This window comes from Virgibacillus sp. GM2-2 (genome assembly GCF_055329585.1).
Map to the genome: position 1 here is coordinate 1 of NZ_JBUZWC010000013.1, position 15906 is coordinate 15906.

Annotated in this window: 19 protein-coding genes; 3 read left to right on the forward strand and 16 right to left on the reverse strand. The window is 36.8% G+C overall.

Going from position 1 to position 15906, the window contains the following annotated elements; translation table 11 throughout:
- Positions 1-193: 193 nt before the first annotated feature.
- On the reverse strand, positions 194-1288 hold the full coding sequence (locus ACY9Z2_RS14065; protein WP_463610287.1) for a threonine aldolase family protein: 1095 nt from the start codon (positions 1286-1288) through the stop codon (positions 194-196).
- Positions 1289-1449: 161 nt separating this feature from the next.
- Between ACY9Z2_RS14065 and ACY9Z2_RS14070 the strand changes: the two genes are divergently transcribed.
- Positions 1450-2436: a TIGR00341 family protein gene (locus ACY9Z2_RS14070; RefSeq protein WP_463610288.1), complete on the forward strand. Its 987-nt coding sequence runs from the start codon at positions 1450-1452 to the stop codon at positions 2434-2436.
- Here ACY9Z2_RS14070 and ACY9Z2_RS14075 read toward each other — a convergent pair.
- The gene (locus ACY9Z2_RS14075) at positions 2433-3017 is read right to left on the reverse strand and encodes a vWA domain-containing protein (protein WP_463610289.1); all 585 of its coding nucleotides are present in this window, start codon (positions 3015-3017) and stop codon (positions 2433-2435) included. The genes ACY9Z2_RS14070 and ACY9Z2_RS14075 overlap by 4 nt on opposite strands.
- A gap of 97 nt (positions 3018-3114) precedes the next feature.
- Here ACY9Z2_RS14075 and ACY9Z2_RS14080 point away from each other — a divergent pair, with 97 nt between their 5' ends.
- Positions 3115-3606, forward strand: coding sequence for a hypothetical protein (locus tag ACY9Z2_RS14080; protein WP_463610290.1), 492 nt, complete (start codon positions 3115-3117; stop codon positions 3604-3606).
- Between the two features lie 7 nt (positions 3607-3613).
- Here the strand turns inward: ACY9Z2_RS14080 and ACY9Z2_RS14085 are convergent, their stop codons facing one another.
- Positions 3614-3991, reverse strand: a complete 378-nt coding sequence (locus ACY9Z2_RS14085; protein ID WP_463610291.1) for a hypothetical protein — start codon at positions 3989-3991, stop codon at positions 3614-3616.
- Positions 3970-4524 (reverse strand): DUF6036 family nucleotidyltransferase, encoded by a 555-nt coding sequence (locus ACY9Z2_RS14090; protein ID WP_463610292.1) that lies wholly within the window; start codon positions 4522-4524, stop codon positions 3970-3972. The genes ACY9Z2_RS14085 and ACY9Z2_RS14090 overlap by 22 nt, the downstream gene beginning before the upstream one ends.
- 347 nt (positions 4525-4871) lie before the next feature.
- Between ACY9Z2_RS14090 and ACY9Z2_RS14095 the strand changes: the two genes are divergently transcribed.
- Entirely contained in the window at positions 4872-5459 is a 588-nt protein-coding gene (locus tag ACY9Z2_RS14095) for a cell wall hydrolase (RefSeq protein WP_463610293.1), read from the forward strand.
- A gap of 162 nt (positions 5460-5621) precedes the next feature.
- On the opposite strand, the gene ACY9Z2_RS14100 is transcribed toward ACY9Z2_RS14095, so the two are convergent.
- The 12 genes from ACY9Z2_RS14100 to ACY9Z2_RS14155 form a co-directional block, all read right to left on the reverse strand.
- A complete protein-coding gene (locus ACY9Z2_RS14100; protein ID WP_463610294.1) occupies positions 5622-6491 on the reverse strand; it encodes a proline iminopeptidase-family hydrolase in 870 nt (289 codons plus the stop codon).
- A gap of 60 nt (positions 6492-6551) precedes the next feature.
- Positions 6552-7118 carry a histidine phosphatase family protein gene (locus ACY9Z2_RS14105; protein ID WP_463610295.1) on the reverse strand — a complete coding sequence of 189 codons (567 nt, stop codon included), beginning with the start codon at positions 7116-7118 and terminating at the stop codon, positions 6552-6554.
- Between the two features lie 23 nt (positions 7119-7141).
- Positions 7142-7648: a YehS family protein gene (locus ACY9Z2_RS14110; RefSeq protein ID WP_463610296.1), complete on the reverse strand. Its 507-nt coding sequence runs from the start codon at positions 7646-7648 to the stop codon at positions 7142-7144.
- Positions 7649-7682: 34 nt separating this feature from the next.
- Positions 7683-8636, reverse strand: a complete 954-nt coding sequence (locus tag ACY9Z2_RS14115; protein ID WP_463610385.1) for a tRNA dihydrouridine synthase — start codon at positions 8634-8636, stop codon at positions 7683-7685.
- 311 nt (positions 8637-8947) lie between these two features.
- A complete protein-coding gene (locus ACY9Z2_RS14120; RefSeq protein WP_463610297.1) occupies positions 8948-9925 on the reverse strand; it encodes a ring-cleaving dioxygenase in 978 nt (325 codons plus the stop codon).
- A gap of 41 nt (positions 9926-9966) precedes the next feature.
- Positions 9967-10923, reverse strand: a complete 957-nt coding sequence (locus tag ACY9Z2_RS14125) for a ring-cleaving dioxygenase (protein ID WP_463610298.1) — start codon at positions 10921-10923, stop codon at positions 9967-9969.
- Between the two features lie 74 nt (positions 10924-10997).
- The gene (locus ACY9Z2_RS14130) at positions 10998-11432 is read right to left on the reverse strand and encodes a MarR family winged helix-turn-helix transcriptional regulator (RefSeq protein WP_463610299.1); all 435 of its coding nucleotides are present in this window, start codon (positions 11430-11432) and stop codon (positions 10998-11000) included.
- A gap of 333 nt (positions 11433-11765) precedes the next feature.
- A complete protein-coding gene (locus ACY9Z2_RS14135) occupies positions 11766-12050 on the reverse strand; it encodes a type II toxin-antitoxin system RelE/ParE family toxin (protein ID WP_463610300.1) in 285 nt (94 codons plus the stop codon).
- Positions 12035-12217, reverse strand: coding sequence for a hypothetical protein (locus tag ACY9Z2_RS14140; protein WP_463610301.1), 183 nt, complete (start codon positions 12215-12217; stop codon positions 12035-12037). Before ACY9Z2_RS14140 ends, ACY9Z2_RS14135 begins: the two co-directional genes overlap by 16 nt.
- Positions 12218-12484: 267 nt before the next feature.
- A complete protein-coding gene (locus ACY9Z2_RS14145; protein ID WP_463610302.1) occupies positions 12485-13060 on the reverse strand; it encodes a hypothetical protein in 576 nt (191 codons plus the stop codon).
- 445 nt (positions 13061-13505) lie between these two features.
- Positions 13506-14882, reverse strand: coding sequence for a 23S rRNA (uracil(1939)-C(5))-methyltransferase RlmD (gene rlmD / locus ACY9Z2_RS14150; protein ID WP_463610303.1), 1377 nt, complete (start codon positions 14880-14882; stop codon positions 13506-13508).
- 94 nt (positions 14883-14976) lie between these two features.
- Complete coding sequence (locus ACY9Z2_RS14155; RefSeq protein WP_463610304.1) at positions 14977-15885, reverse strand: diacylglycerol kinase; 909 nt, start codon at positions 15883-15885, stop codon at positions 14977-14979.
- Positions 15886-15906: the final 21 nt, after the last annotated feature.

Below are 15906 nucleotides of genomic sequence, written 5' to 3' on the forward strand. Positions count from 1 at the left end.
TCGCCCGCGGAAAGCGCAGTATATTCAAAGATGCGATGGTAGATCCACATATTTTTTGTACTTCATTTAACTTTTTCAGTGCCCTTGTGCGAAAGCACGAGGAAGCTCACCAGCCACCCGCGGAAAGCGCAGTTTATTTCCGGAGTGGTTTTTTACACCATTTTATATTATTGTTCGTATTCTCTTTGATAAACTATTTTATACTTTTTAACTTTTCATTAAGAAGGTGGAATACTTTTTCCAATCTTTCTTTAGGTAAACTAGAGTAGTTATCCCCTACACTCACTTCAAAAAAACTTCCACCTTCAGTTTTATCCTGTATATTGCCAGTCAAACCAATCCCAGTCTCTTCATAAAGTGAAATCAATACGGATTCAAGCTTATCTTTCGGCACATCAACATAAACATGAAACATATTTGACACAGGAACTTTAGGTGTTGTTGATACAGCATGACATTGATTATAGAATTCAGCTAACTCTTTAGCATCAAGATAATACTGACTCATTTTACTTTTTCGTTGCTCGAAATAATGATCTGCACTAACTATATAGGGATAAAGGCTAATCAAATCCCCTCCATGTCGTCTTTTCCATATTTTAGACTCCTCTGTAAAGTCCTGATAACCTGCCAAAATTGCTCCAGCTACTCCTCCAATGCCTTTGTACACTGAAATATAGACACTATCAAAGAGTGCACATACTTCAGCAGCTGTCTTTTGGTAATAAGGAAGCACTTCTAGCAGACGCGCCCCATCCAAATGAATTTTAATATCATTTTCCCGACAATAAGAAGAAATAGCTTCAAGTGTTTGAAACGCTGGTAATTGTCCACCAATTTCTCGTTGTGGCAGTTCAAGCAATACACAAGCTACATTTTCTTTCATGTTCACAACATCTTCCAATTGAATAACACGCTCTTTATCCGCGAGTAAAATTGACTCAATATGATGCAATTCCTTTAAACCATCTTGTTCATGAATTTCAAGGTGACATAGCGGATGGTAAGCAACCTTTTTCACCTTTTTTTGATCACACCAGATTCTTAATGCAATTTGTTGTGCCATCGTTCCACTTGGAAAAAACACGGCAGATTTTTCACCTAAATAATTCGCCATTTTTGCTTGAAATTCTTCGATAATGTTACCACCACCATAAATATCACTTTCTTGTTGACCCTCAACATTCTCCAGTACATCTTTTAACACTTGAATATTTCTCGGACCATGCCCTGCCACTTGGTGATCAGTATGTTTATATGCGTTAAATAATGTGGATTTTTCATTCATTTTTTCTCCCCCATTTCCACTCAACTATAGGATAAGCTTAGCCTTTTTTCTTATTTTTCACAAATCTTTTTAGAACGCAAATATGTGTAAAGACTACATATATAAAAATTCGGCAAAAATAGGTATGGAATACATTACAAATTATATGAGGGATAATACTTATGGAACTACAATTGATTGAGGTATACGCACCCGAAAATTTTAATTATCAACATGACCTGTTAGAGGACTTCTCTTATACTTCGTATTGGGTGTCTAACGTAAACGATGAAGTACGTATTCGGATTTTGGTCGAGAAACAAGCTGCAGAAGAAATATTGAATTTCCTGGAGAAATTAGCGTCTGATGAGCATAGTCAATTCGATGCGTTACTATACACAGTTAAAGCGTATATTCCAAGCAAATATCATGAAAAAAATACACCTAAAGATGACAATGAGCAATTTGAAAGAGCAAGCAGGTTGGAACTGTATTCAGTTGTAGAAACTTCTAGTAAGATTGACAGTAGTTTTTCTTGGTTTACTGTGTTTGCTGCACTCGTTGCAGCTGTTGGTGTTATTCAAAATAATCCCGCTTTAGTTTTAGGAGCGAATATTATCGACCCATCCATTAGACCGATTACAGGCGTTTCCTTTTCTTCCGTCCTTGGTGAAAAGAAATTAATTCGGCAATCGATCATTACAGCTGTGTATGGTCTCTTCATTTCCATTACCATTGCGGCATTATTAGGCTATTTACTCCCCCTTCCTGTTAACAGCGAGGAATTTCAAGCGCAAACCGAAGTTCGTCTATTGGATATTGTCGTTGCTATTTCCGCTGGAGCAGCAGGGGCAATTTCTTTTGTAAAACGTTCACAAGGACAACTAGTAGGGGTAATGATCTCACTAGCTGTATTACCCCCAGCAATTGTTTTAGGTATGATGATTGGTGCTGCCCAATTGGAGTCTGCCATCCAACCGTTGTTATTACTTTTCATTAATATTAATTCGATTCTGTTGTCAGCTATCATTGTGTTTTGGTTTAGTGGCATCAAACCAGTTAATTGGAAAGACCTAAAAGAAGCTAGCACATCACGTGTTAATTCCCTACTGTTCACTGGTGCGATTTTTCTTATATTGATTGCTACTGTTATCTTTCTACAATTTTAGTTATGTCGTCTGGCAGATAATTCTTCATGGACCATAGAATACATTTTCTCAACACCAGCGCTTGACGCTTCGAAGCTATGGGCATTCTCTATACTAATCCCTACATTTCCAGCTTCAGCAATCGCATCCATATTCGCACCAATAAACATGAATTCCCAACCGTTTTCTTTTTCCTGACGTTGAATCATTTCTTTTATTTTTTGGTGCGAAAATTCGCGACTTGCATTTCCCAAACCATCAGTGGTGATCACAAATAATACCTTCCCTGCTTTTGTTTCATCACTAACATCGAAATGTCTTTTATTAACCTCTAAAATCGTTTTTCCTATTGCATCCAGCAATGCTGTCGTTCCTCTAACATAGTATTCTTTATCTGTTAATCTCACGCTACTTGCATCAACTCCACTCCAGAGCACTTCATAATGGTCATCAAAAAGCGCAGCTGTTAAAATCGTTTCTCCATCTAGTTTGCCTTGCTTTTCGATTAAAGCATTAAATCCACCTATCGTATCATTTTCTAGACCACTCATTGATCCACTTCGATCAAGTAAAAAGATAATTTCAGTGAGATTTTTATTCATTTTCAACATCCTCCTAAGTTTTACATCATGGTATAATAGTAGCTAACTTTATCTACCCTGTGGTCGCCTGAAAAGCGACAATTTAGGAGGCATCTTCATGCTTACAAAAAAACTGATCTTAGAGTTACAGGAATACATTGATATTCACATGGAGCAGTTTATTTCCTATAGCCAACCTCTCTTTGATGAAAGTGTTGTATACGATCATGCTATTGGAAATGAAATCGATAACTTTGTTAAACGTAAACGAAAGCCAGGTTTTCATGATGTACTATTCGATTTTATTGACCAAAATGGTGCTAGCGATTCTGATATATACAATAAAGCTGGAATTGATCGCCGACACTTTTCCAAAATTCGGTCCAATCCAAACTACCGTCCCAAGAAAAATACAATTCTTGCGCTTGCACTAGCACTTGAATTATCAAAAGAGGATATCGATACAATACTAACTTCAGCTGGATATTCATTTGCAAACAGTGAAACATCTGATTTGGTCCTTCAGTTCTGCTTAGAGAAAAAGATATATAATATTCATGATGTAAACGAAATGTTGGATTATTATAGCTTGAAGCCGTTAAATGGATAAACTATTCCTATATCGGCTTCAATGTTTCTTCTTCAAAAAATACATTACGTAACGCAAATTCCTTAGGAGCAGAAAAAATCCTTCTTATTCTAGCGATACTTTCATGCTCTACACCTGGAGTATATGGGAATTCTAGCCTTAGTTTATCGGAATAAATCCACCTATATAATTTTGCCTTTGACTGTCTGTTTCCGACATACTCAATAACAGCTGCAACCTTAGTGAGTCTTTCCAATTCTTCTTTACTTAAATTATCCACTTCATTCTCATCAAACCTTAACTCATCAAATTTCCTTTCATAGTCAGTTGAATAGAGGTCAATCAATAAATTGGTCAAAGCAAAGTTAAAATCATCCGATTTAATTATACCGAGAATTTTTTCCATGGCTTATTTAAATCCTTTCCAACATAATTTAAAAACATTTTTTGCCTATCTCCCAAATACTTTCTGCCTATAAATTTATCAAACACAGTCATAACATCCTCTAATGTGTCAATTTTCAGATGGCTAATTAATAATTCAGCATCATTAAAATCCCTGTACGGTTCTGGCCTGGCCGAAAGAATCTTCATTGCCAACATTTGTTCCGCACTCGGCGTGAGGATTTTTAGATTTTTATAATGATAAACTTCCTCCAATTTTTCATCTTTAACATACTTTAACGGTTCTTTTATATCTTGATTGATCCAGTCATTATTTAAACCATACGTTTCAGTAATATCAACTAATATATTTTCTATTTGCGAAGATGTATTGAATATAGCATCAATATCCTTTGTTGCTGGTCTGGCATCAAAACAGGCCATCATAACTGTCCCACCATAAATATTTAACGTCAGTTTCAATTTGTTTTCCCCAAGTTTTTCATCTAATATCTCCATTATTTCTAAAAAAAGCTCTTTCGTTATCTTTTCCAACCAGTTCACACCCTTTATGTTTTCATTGTGATTTTGACATCTCCATTCTATATATCCTAATTTTACCACAAATGAATCCACTGTAATCACAGTCTAGTGCTCATTTAATACCCAACTAACTGTTACAAACTTGAAATGTTCTGTTACATATCAACCTTTCTTTTCCACTACTCACAAAAAATGTATTTTTTCTCAGGTAGGCAAAAATTCCCACGCAACGACCTATTATAATAATGATAACGGTTGCGAAGTGTACTAGTTTAATAGGGATATTTTGGATAATGCGAAAGTATGTTACATTTAGTAGCCTTTTAATAGAGAACTAATCTACTAGGGGGTTACGAAAAATGAGCAAACTGAAAAAATTAATTCTCGCATCAAGTATATCTATTGGCGTATTGGCACTACCTGTAGCTGCTAGCGCTTCATCTTATACCGTAAAGGAAGGCGAGTCGTTCTGGTCGATTGCTAATAAGTTTGACATAAGTCTATCAAACCTACAAATCGCTAATCAACGTTCTGGAAGCCTTCTGTATGCAGGTGAAACAATTCGAATTCCAAATGATATTTCCTACGAGGATAAAAAACTAATGGCACAGCTTGTGCATGCTGAAGCGAAAGGTGAACCATATGCAGGAAAGGTTGGTGTCGCTACAGTTATTTTAAACCGTGTGGATCATGGAGAATTTCCAAACACAATTGAAGGTGTCATTTACGAACGTGAAGGTGGAAGCTACGCCTTTACACCAGTACAAAATGGAACCATCAACCAAGCCTATGATGCAGAAGCAATGCGAGCTGTGAATGAAGCAATCGCATTTAGAGGTCAAGGACAAGGGTCTTTATACTTCTATAATCCGCAAACTGCAACAAGTGACTGGATTCTAACACGTGATGTGACAGTTACTATTGGAGATCATCGATTTGCTAAGTAATGTTGTACACAACTATAAGTAGTTCAACTTAAGTTTTTATTCTTAAGTTGAACTACTTTTTATTATGCTATTTTAATCATATCCAAAGTTGTTAAATTGAAAGAGGAGTTGCACCAGAAATACTGCTGGTGACAACCCCTCGTCATTTTAAATGACAGTTTTTTAATCAACACTATTTAAAAAATCTTTCATTGTTCGCATAAATTCTTCTGTTTCTTCCATATAGGCCATATGCGCGCTTTTTTCGAAGACATGAAACTTGCTATTTGGTGTTAGTTCACTGAAGTAGTTAGTCGATTCTGGTGTCGCTTCATCATATCTACCGCACGTGTACAATGTTGGTACGTTTAACGTTTTAAGTTGTTCTGTACAATCAAAGTTTTTCAGATTACCTGTCACATGAAACTCAGAAGGTCCCCACATAATTTTGTAAATTTCACGGTTTTTATACTGTGCCCCTTGTTTAAAGAAATCTTCCATTCCATCTAATCTACAAATGAAGTATTTGCCAAATACTTTCGTTGCTTCTCTATATTCTTCGGAATCAGTGGTACCATTTTCTTCACATCTTTTCAACGTTTGTTGAACATCGACTGGTAATTTTTCACGGTTCCGTTCCTGATCCTTCGCCCACAATGGTGCACTTAAGCACGGACTCGAAAATATAATGCTCTTCACACCTTCAGGATGTGCTAAGTAGTATGCCGCAGCTAATGTTGTCCCCCATGAATGACCTAGAACGTGAAATTCCTTCAATTGAAGTCCTTCTTTTAGCTGGTGCAATTCTTCCACAAATCGATCGATATGCCACAACGATGTGTCGGAAGGTCGATCAGACTTACCGCATCCCAATTGATCATAAAAAATGACTGGACGATCTTCCGCTAGAGCTTTTAATCCTTGTAAAGAATAGCAAGACGATCCTGGTCCACCGTGTAAGATGATGACCGGTGTATTATTAATGTGAGCACCATGAATCTCATATGATACTTTCCCACCTGTTACTTCGATATAGCCTTGTTCCGTTGTCATGTATTTTCCTCCTACATGCAGTTATCTGTTTAATGTACAATTTCCGTTCAAATTCGTATATCATCGCATGAAAAAGGTGGTAGATTCCCAGTGTTTCGAACTCATTTTCCGGGTAGCTTCCCACCCAATTCTTTGAAGTTCTTTTGCAATTAACCTATTAAAAAATCCATGTCCCATTAACACAACATTACCGCGCTCATTTGCATAGTCGATTAATATTATGGATGCTTTCTTCGCCCTAACTTTAGCATCCTTTAACGACTCACAACCATTAGAATACCCACAAAACCAAAGCAACCTCAATATGACTGCCCAAACTGTTGGTTTTAATTTCAAACCGAATAAATCAATTTTAAGAACCGGTAGCTCTGTTTCGCAAAATAAAGCATCTGAAATAGTAGAAGGATTTGGATGTAAAAATTGAGCAGATACAATAGACCGCTTCAAATTACTGGTAATCACAACGTTTGCATTCGTCACTTTTTCAATAGTTTCAGAAGGATAAGCGTTTTCCTCAGAAACTCCGTTATTGTTATAGGTATCTACCCAACCTCTAAAATCTCTACATGTAATAGGCTTATCATCAATCCAAATTGATTTACCGTGCCTTACCAATGATATTTCCATAATAAGCTCCTAAATTGCACACATTATCCTCTATACTTAATAGCCAATCCTTTTAAAAAGTTCCTTGCGTATCGATCTCCACACTCTTTATAATTCTTGTGTCCTTCTTTTCGTAGTAGAGCACTTAATTCACCTTTGGTTATCGTGACGCCTGCTATTTGTAAGATATCTATTATATCTTCACTCGTTAATGTTAATGCTATTTTCACTTTTTTGAGCATAACATTATTAACACTTGAATTATTCTTTATCGATCGATCTAGTTTGATTGGCTGACCATCCTTTGATTTTTGTATTCCTCGTTTATAAATAATCAGTCCATTTAGAAACGACTCTAACATACTGTTTGTACACCGCATGTGCTCTTCAGATTCATCGACATCCATTAGATCCTGATCTGATTTTGTCAGTAACTTTATGACTTCTTCTATCGTTACTTCATCGCCACCATGTTTAACTATTTCTACTACTGTTTTATTTTTTAAATCCAGTGCATATCTCAATCTAATTAAAATATCGTTATTATCCATTTCTAGACCTCCAGTTAGGTTGAAAATTTAACCTTCACTCAAAGTTATCGAGCAACTCTCGCACTTCATCTGTTGTCTCTGTTTCCATCAGTTTATTTCTCAATTCACTTGCCCCTCGGAACCCTCTAACATATATCTTAAAAAAGCGACGAAGCGGCTTAAATGGTCGTGGTTCTAATTTTGAATATTTATCAAAGAGATCCAACTGCAACCGTAAAAGATCAAGGAGTTCCTCACTAGTATGATCTTTCGGCTCTTTTTCAAAGGCAAATGGATTTGTAAAAATACCGCGCCCAATCATAATCCCGTCAACACCGTATTGATCCACAAGTTTCATACCAGTTTGGCGGTCAGGGATATCACCGTTGATGGTCAAAAGTGTATCTGGTGCTACCTCGTCACGAAGTTTTTTAATTTCCGGGATTAGTTCCCAATGAGCATCTACTTGGCTCATTTCCTTTCTTGTACGTAAATGAATGGAAAGGTTAACAATGTCTTGCTTTAATAAGTGTGTTATCCAGTCTCGCCATTCGTCCACATACGTGTAACCAAGCCTTGTTTTCACGCTTACGGGCAATCCTCCTGCCTTTGCAGCTTGTATAAGTTCTGCTGAAACTTCAGGACGACGGATAAGGCCACTACCTTTTCCGTTCCCTGCCACATTCGCTACAGGACAGCCCATATTGATATCCAAACCTTTAAATCCAAGTTCCGCCATACCAATACTCATTTCTCGAAAGTACTCGGGCTTGTCCCCCCAAATATGGGCAACCATTGGTTGTTCATCTTCGGTAAAAGTCAAACGCCCACGCACACTCTGTTTCCCTTCTGGGTGACAATAACTCTCAGAGTTTGTAAACTCCGTAAAAAACACATCAGGTCTGGCAGCTTCCGTCACTACATGACGAAAAACAACATTCGTCACATCTTCCATTGGTGCCAGTATAAAAAACGGTCGTGGTAATTCACGCCAAAAATTATCTATCATAATCAAGCTCAAATCCTCTCATTATGGGATGCTATGTCAAACTCTTGTCCTTAGAAAACTAGGCTTATCACCAAGCTTTAATGACGAAGCCTTAGTTGCCCTTATACTGATATTCATAAAACTTACATTTTCCTATCAGTACAAAAATAAAAAGCAGAGATGTCCCTGCTTCTTTTATACTTATACCATGTTTAAGCACTTTTTAGCAAATTGATTGGGTTTTATGGATTGGACACAAAGGACCCCGATTCCGCAAATGATTATTTTCACGAAATCAGGGCTGAAATGGCAAATAACTATACATTTTCCTTTTATTCTTTAACGAATTCCTTCGTGCTTCTCACTGTATCAATGGAGCGAACTGATTGTTCTATTTCTGCACGTTTGGGTTCTAAGAATGGAGGTAACGATAATTTCTCTCCAAGCGTTTCATACGGTTCATCTCCCATAAAACCAGGACCATCCGTAGCAAACTCAAATAAGATTTGTGGTGCAACTCTTGCGTATAAAGACTCAAAAAAGTGACGATTTACATACCCAGATGTGGAAAATCCAAAATTACTCATTCGCTCGGTCCATTCATCTAATACGGAGCGATCCTCTACTCGGAACGCCGTATGGTGTACCGTACCATAACCTTGTCGTGCTTCAGGAAGGATCGCATTATATTCTACAATTACTGAGGCACCATTACCGCCTTCCCCTACTTCAAATAACTGGAATGATCCTTCTTTAGCAGTCTCTTTAAATAATAAGACTTTTTCCAGCATTTCTTTAAAATAATCGACGTTCGCAATACGAATAAAGACAGGGCCTAAACCAGTAATTGCATATTCCAGTGGAATTGGACCTTTTTGCCAAGGTGTACCTGATTCTACCCCTTTATTGAATTCATCTGAAATCAATTGATACTGTTGGTCATCAAAATCAACGAAAGAGAGCGTTTTCTTCCCAAATTGTTCGTTAATTCCAGTATGTTTTACCTCTAACCGGTCAAAACGTTTTACCCAATAGTCCAAAGCTGCATCACTTGGCACCCTGAATGACGTCTTTGAAATCTCATTCGTGCCGTGTACCCCTTTCGGAATGCCTGGAAAGTCAAAGAATGTCATATCTGTTCCGGCGCTGCCTTTATCATCTGCAAAAAATAAATGGTAGGTTTGTATATCATCTTGATTAACCGTCTTTTTAACTAAACGCATTCCTAAAACATACGTAAAAAATTCATAGTTCTTTTCTGCACTACTTGTAATAGCCGTTACATGGTGTATTCCTTTTATTTGGTTCATGTTAATTCCTCCAATAATATTTTTAATTTATTTAATGGCTGTTATCCTTTTTGGCCACTCTCTTCAATAGGAGATAATTTTGCTTCAATCTCCGCTCGTCTTTCCTCCAAAAATGGGGGTAAATCAAGTTCTTCACCTAAATGTTCCACTTCTCCATCAATTGTAAATCCTGGTCCATCTGTTGCAATTTCAAAGAGAATCCCGTTTGATTCACGGAAATACAAACTCTTAAAATAAAAGCGGTCAACAATCCCTGAGGAATGGAAACCTCTTTCTTTTACTTGTTCTTCCCAGTAGGCAAGCTCTGAATCATTTTTTACACGAATCGCCAAATGATGAATACTACCCCGACCTGGTTTTTCGGAAGGACCGTCCAATAATTTCACTATGATTTCGCCAAATACCTCTCCTTTGATTGATTGAAAAATCGCTTCGGTATCTGTACGGCTTATCTCTGTGTAGCCAAACATGTCTGTAAGCGTGTTTGCTAATTTATCGAGTCTACGTACTGTCATTTCCACTGGACCCATACCTTGAATTTGATGTTCAGCAGGTATCGTGGATTTTTCCCATGTTTCCCAGTGCTTCATTTTTTCTCCGTTTGAAACAATTAACACCATACGCAGTCCTTCAGAGTCTTCAAACTTTAAGGCAGGATGATTGGCATACGTTGTGATGTCACCGTGTTGCACACCATATTCCTCAAATCGTACTTTCCAGTATTTTAGACTGTCCTCTGAAGGGACCAGTAATCCGATTCTAGTAATTGCATTGGTACCACGATAGGTGTTTCCTACTAGCGGAATTTCAAAAAATGATAATTCAGTTCCCGGGCTTCCTGTTTTATCTCCGTAAAATAAGTGATACATTGACGGATCATCTTGATTAACCGTCATTTTCACACGACGTAAACCAAGCACATGCTTGTAAAAGTAATTATTTTGATTTGCGTTTTTTGTAATCATGGAAATGTGGTGATGTCCAGGAATTTTATACATATAAAAAGCCTCCCTTTTTTCGGTTTACTAGTCAAGTGATAGTCAAAAAAATTAGTAGCATAGCATCATACCACTTATTTTAATTTACTTTCGGTATTTTTTTGCAATTTAGTCATGAGCTCATATAATGTTTCCTGCTCTTCCTCTGTCAAACAATCATCGACAAGGGACGTCTGGAAAGAAAGTTGGTGTTCAAAAACCTCTTGCATTTTATCTTCCCCTTTTGGAGTAAGGGTAATCCATTTGGTTTTCCAGTCCTGCTTACGCTGTAAATATCCTTCTTGCTCAAGTCGAGAAAGCATGCGTGAAATCCCGCCCTCAGACACCGTTACTTTTACAGCCAGCTCACTTTGTGTGATTGGCTGATAAGTTGATACCTGATTTAATACATCAAACTGTGCAACCGTAATACCAAACTGTTTTAAGAATTCATTCGATAATAAATTACTTTGATGTGTAAAACGAGTAATACGTACCCAGATTAGTGAACCAAGTGTATTTTTTCTCATTAAACTCATTTCCTTTCGTCACTATCACTTTACATGTTAACTGATAAAAAATCAAGAGAAATATCTCGAAGTGAGGATATTTTTTATAACTCTCTTATTAACTGTTCTTCAGTTGATTTTCGATCAGATCAGTAAATAAATGAGCGTAAAAAACTTGTGTGACAATCAAGAATATAAAATAAAACCCGTATCATAACAAAATTTTATGATACAGGTTTTAAAACTTTTAAAGCTATTTAAAAATAAAGTGAAACTTCATTCAAGGGGTTACTCCCCGTCAAACTTCGATAAACTTCTAAGCTCTTCACAACTACTGCTCTTTAATTATCTTGCCTACGTTATATCCCTTGCACCATGGATTATGGTAATAACAATAACACTCGTTTCTGTAACCTTATATATTAATCTGTAACTATGGATAAATATTTCTCTAACATCTTGATCCCTTATTTCAGGAACAACTCGCCCTCGATATGGAAGTTCAATTAACGATTGTGCCTTATCCATCGTGTTCTCATAAAAAGATTTTGCATAATACGGTGAGTCATCTGCTATATATTCAACAATACGATGTAAATCCTTATAAGCTGATATTGACCAAATTATTTTTCGAACCATTTATCCATACTTTCTCTTACCTCGGAATGGGACATAATATTACCTTCACTAATATCCTGTAATCCTTTATTAAACTTTGAGTGAACGTAAAGTGAATACTGGATATCCTCCATCGAACAATTATCAGGTAATTTGTCAATCAACTTTTTTACTTCATCTTTCAACATTGCTCTCACCTCAATTTTATTATAATCATAAGCATATTGTTATGGCAATTAAATAATTTATTGCTACACACTCCAAGTGAATTGAGAAGATAGAATTGATGTCTTTAGGCATATTTGCACCTTACGTTAGTGGATGTGAACATGTGTATGATTTTACTCTTGAGGGAACATATCAATTTAAGATTTACCCGTTCATTAACTTTTGTAACACCAATTTCGTTATTTATTATATTATTCCACAAGATATGTTCTTAATAATAATCAATATTATCTTCTTTTCATATCTTCTTCATAGACATCTAATATTCCCTCATACTCTTTAGGATTATCATTTTCACAATCTAGCTGAATTACCCGATCAACAAAACCTTCAAAAGCATCTGGGTTATACCAAGGTTCCTTAATGGTCAGAAATATCACCTTTTTAGTTCTTTGCCGTTCTGTTATTTCTCTAAGCATTTGAATCTCTTCTTCATTTTTTGTGACACTTTGAATTGGCCAAATAATTATAAAGTCAAACTCACGATGATCATACTTTCCTACATAATTATTAGTGGTTAGATTATCGAAGTAAATTGTTAAATTAGATAATCGCATAGCTTCTCCATATTTTTTAGGAACTTTAACTTTATGTAGTTCTGCCCATCTAAAGAAGTTTTTCATTCCATCACTAGCTGTATGAATTAGAAAAATCAATCCTTTTAAATTTCCTTGTTTATTAAGTGCTTTTAGTAGTACTTGATGTTTTTCGGTATCTGCAATCCCCCGTAATAATAGTGATTTTTCATTATCATTATTAATGAAATTTACTATTTGATTATAAGCGTTTTTTACATCGCTCATTTGAAACCACCCCTTCAGCATCATTGTATTACCGTGGAAATTTTCAGTCAAATAAAGTTAGACAAGCTGCTAGAATTATTTTTTCCTTCCTTTCATCCTTAACTTCATTTTATATCGCGGAAATATTCCGTCAATTCGGAAACAAATAAGCTCATGATTTCCTACCGAACCAACAATTTGAAGGAACTTTGGTACAAAAATGAACGTTTTTTGGACTATTTTCCATTAATTTTTCATTGTTTTTGTAGAGTTGAAATAAATATTTCCGAAAAACTATAGGGAAAAAATAAAGAAAGAAGCGGATTACATATTGGGGTGTTTTTGGAATCGTATTGGATTAGGCATAACAAAAATCCCGGGTTCATATTGGAATAAACCCGAGATTCTACCGAAGCGGTTCCAGAAATCGGAAATGTTTATTTTCACTGATAAATGTTTATATTAGTTAGACAAATTTATTTTCAAGTATTGCTACATTCTCCACATGCCCAGTTTGAGGGAACATATCCACCGGCTGCACTTCTTTTGTCTCATATTCGCCATCTTCCAACACACGTAAGTCGCGTGCCAATGTCGATGGATTACATGAAACGTATACAATCCGTTTCGGTTTCATAGCAATCATTGCCTTCAATAATTCTTCGTCACAACCTTTGCGCGGAGGATCGACAACAATTACGTCAGGCTGTAATCCTTGAGATGTCCACCATGGCATCACTTTTTCCGCTTCTCCTACAAAAAATTCCGCGTTAGTAATCCCGTTTAACTTGGCGTTTTTCTTCGCATCACTGATGGCTTCAGGAACAATTTCAACACCGTACACCTTCTTTGCTTTTTGTGCCAAAAACAACGATATCGTTCCAATACCGCAATATGCATCAATGACAATATCCTCACTATCAATATTTGCATACTCTAATGCTTTATCATAAAGAACTTTCGTCTGTGTTGGATTTACTTGATAAAACGATTTAGCCGATATGGCAAAGGTAATATCACCAATTTTATCATGAATATATGCATCGCCCCATAGTACTGTTGTCTTTTTACCTAGAATGACATTTGTCAGCTTCGGATTTACATTATGAACAATTGATTTCAAGTTCGGATATGCTTTCGTCAACCCTTGAATCAATTCATCTTTGTGCGGCAATTTATCCGTTCGAGTTACTAGTACCACCATAATGTCTTTTGTTACTTCACCTGTCCGAACCATAATGTGACGCAATACTCCTGTGTGCTTTTCTTCATTATAGGCTTTGATACCGAGAAGATTTGCGGTGTCTCGTACTGTTTTCACAACATCATTAATGACCTCATTATGTGTCGAACACGTTTCGGTATTTTCAATGATTCGGTGGCTGCGCTTTTGATAAAAACCTGTAATTAACTCACCGTTCTTCTCACCTACAGGAATCTGCACCTTGTTTCGATAATGCAGTGGATCATCCATTCCGATGATTGGATGTACGGGAACATGCTCCAAGTGGGCGATTTTCTTCATTGCACTCTTCACTTGGTTCATTTTCATCTCTAGCTGCAGACGATAGCTCATGTGCTGGAGCCCGCAGCCATTACAATGGACGTCACACACTGGTTCAATTCGCTCAGGGCTTGTTTTCATAAACTCAAGGACTTTTCCGAACCCAAAGTTTTTGTTAACCTTTATTACTTTTACGACCGCTTCCTCGTTAGGTAAAGCGTTTGGTACAAATAATGGATACCCATTAACCTTCCCCACACCACTACCTTCGTGTGTTAGATCTTCAAATGTTAGGTTAATTGTATCGTTCTTTTTTACTGGTGCTTGTTGTTTTGCCATGAATACCTTCCTTTACGTACTTCTACAGTTGTCTTTTATTTTACCACAAAAACATTTTGTATTTTTGTGATAAAAATAGAAAAGACTGCTATTACTAGCAGCCATGTTTCTCCAAAAATTTATCGGATACAAAGAATTCAATGTGTTTCGTTAGGTTGGTAAATTCTCCTGGTAACAAACCACCGAACTCTCCATCAATATTTAATTGCATTTTTTCCTCAGGGATGACTTTGACGTGCTTTGCCTGCGTGTAAATGACATGCTTGTCTTCCAAATGTGCACCACGCAGTGCTAGGCTAGCAATTCGAATAAATTCAGCCAAATTTGCTTTTCGTAAGATGATTAAGTCAAAATATCCATCATCAAATCGTGCTGAAGGTGCGAGCTTTTCAAAGCCACCAACAGAGTTTGTATTGGAAACGAGGAATAACATAATATCTTCTTCTAGAACCTGTCCATCATACTCAATCCTTACCTTGGTTGGCTTAAGTGATGGTAGCATTTCGATGCCTTTCATATAGTACGCTAGTTGACCAAGCATGGTTTTCAATCGACTTGGAACCTCATATGTTAGTTCGGTTAATTTTCCACCACCAGCGATATTCATGAAATAGCGATCGTTTACTCGGCCGATATCTAAAAACATCGATTGCTCTTGTAAAATAACATCAACTGCTTTATTGATATCGCGTGGAATACAAAGTGCACGTGCGAAATCATTTGTTGTTCCTACTGGGATGATGCCAAGTTTCGGACGGTACTCTTGTTCAGCTAATCCATTAATCACTTCATTTATCGTTCCATCTCCACCGCAAGCAACTACTAGGTCATAACGACGCTCAACTGCAGTTTGTGCAGCTTTAACAGCATCACCTTCACACGTTGTTGCATGGGCTGATGTTTCGTATCCTGCTATTTCAAACCGTTCTAAAACGGTTGGTAATTCTCGTTTAAATGCCTCACGGCCAGACGTAGGATTGTAAATAATTCGGGCCCGTTTCATAAGGTCCCCTCCCTCTATTGC

Bases quoted from the DNA above. Each gene is read 5' to 3' on its own strand.
- ACY9Z2_RS14065 (WP_463610287.1), bottom strand. From the start codon at position 1,288: ATGAATGAAAAATCCACATTATTTAACGCATATAAACATACTGATCAC.
- ACY9Z2_RS14070 (WP_463610288.1), top strand. From the start codon at position 1,450: ATGGAACTACAATTGATTGAGGTATACGCACCCGAAAATTTTAATTAT.
- ACY9Z2_RS14075 (WP_463610289.1), bottom strand. From the start codon at position 3,017: ATGAATAAAAATCTCACTGAAATTATCTTTTTACTTGATCGAAGTGGA.
- ACY9Z2_RS14080 (WP_463610290.1), top strand. From the start codon at position 3,115: ATGCTTACAAAAAAACTGATCTTAGAGTTACAGGAATACATTGATATT.
- ACY9Z2_RS14085 (WP_463610291.1), bottom strand. From the start codon at position 3,991: ATGGAAAAAATTCTCGGTATAATTAAATCGGATGATTTTAACTTTGCT.
- ACY9Z2_RS14095 (WP_463610293.1), top strand. From the start codon at position 4,872: ATGAGCAAACTGAAAAAATTAATTCTCGCATCAAGTATATCTATTGGC.
- ACY9Z2_RS14100 (WP_463610294.1), bottom strand. From the start codon at position 6,491: ATGACAACGGAACAAGGCTATATCGAAGTAACAGGTGGGAAAGTATCA.
- ACY9Z2_RS14105 (WP_463610295.1), bottom strand. From the start codon at position 7,118: ATGGAAATATCATTGGTAAGGCACGGTAAATCAATTTGGATTGATGAT.
- ACY9Z2_RS14110 (WP_463610296.1), bottom strand. From the start codon at position 7,648: ATGGATAATAACGATATTTTAATTAGATTGAGATATGCACTGGATTTA.
- ACY9Z2_RS14115 (WP_463610385.1), bottom strand. From the start codon at position 8,636: ATGATAGATAATTTTTGGCGTGAATTACCACGACCGTTTTTTATACTG.
- ACY9Z2_RS14120 (WP_463610297.1), bottom strand. From the start codon at position 9,925: ATGAACCAAATAAAAGGAATACACCATGTAACGGCTATTACAAGTAGT.
- ACY9Z2_RS14125 (WP_463610298.1), bottom strand. From the start codon at position 10,923: ATGTATAAAATTCCTGGACATCACCACATTTCCATGATTACAAAAAAC.
- ACY9Z2_RS14130 (WP_463610299.1), bottom strand. From the start codon at position 11,432: ATGAGAAAAAATACACTTGGTTCACTAATCTGGGTACGTATTACTCGT.
- ACY9Z2_RS14135 (WP_463610300.1), bottom strand. From the start codon at position 12,050: ATGGTTCGAAAAATAATTTGGTCAATATCAGCTTATAAGGATTTACAT.
- ACY9Z2_RS14140 (WP_463610301.1), bottom strand. From the start codon at position 12,217: ATGTTGAAAGATGAAGTAAAAAAGTTGATTGACAAATTACCTGATAAT.
- ACY9Z2_RS14145 (WP_463610302.1), bottom strand. From the start codon at position 13,060: ATGAGCGATGTAAAAAACGCTTATAATCAAATAGTAAATTTCATTAAT.
- rlmD (WP_463610303.1), bottom strand. From the start codon at position 14,882: ATGGCAAAACAACAAGCACCAGTAAAAAAGAACGATACAATTAACCTA.
- ACY9Z2_RS14155 (WP_463610304.1), bottom strand. From the start codon at position 15,885: ATGAAACGGGCCCGAATTATTTACAATCCTACGTCTGGCCGTGAGGCA.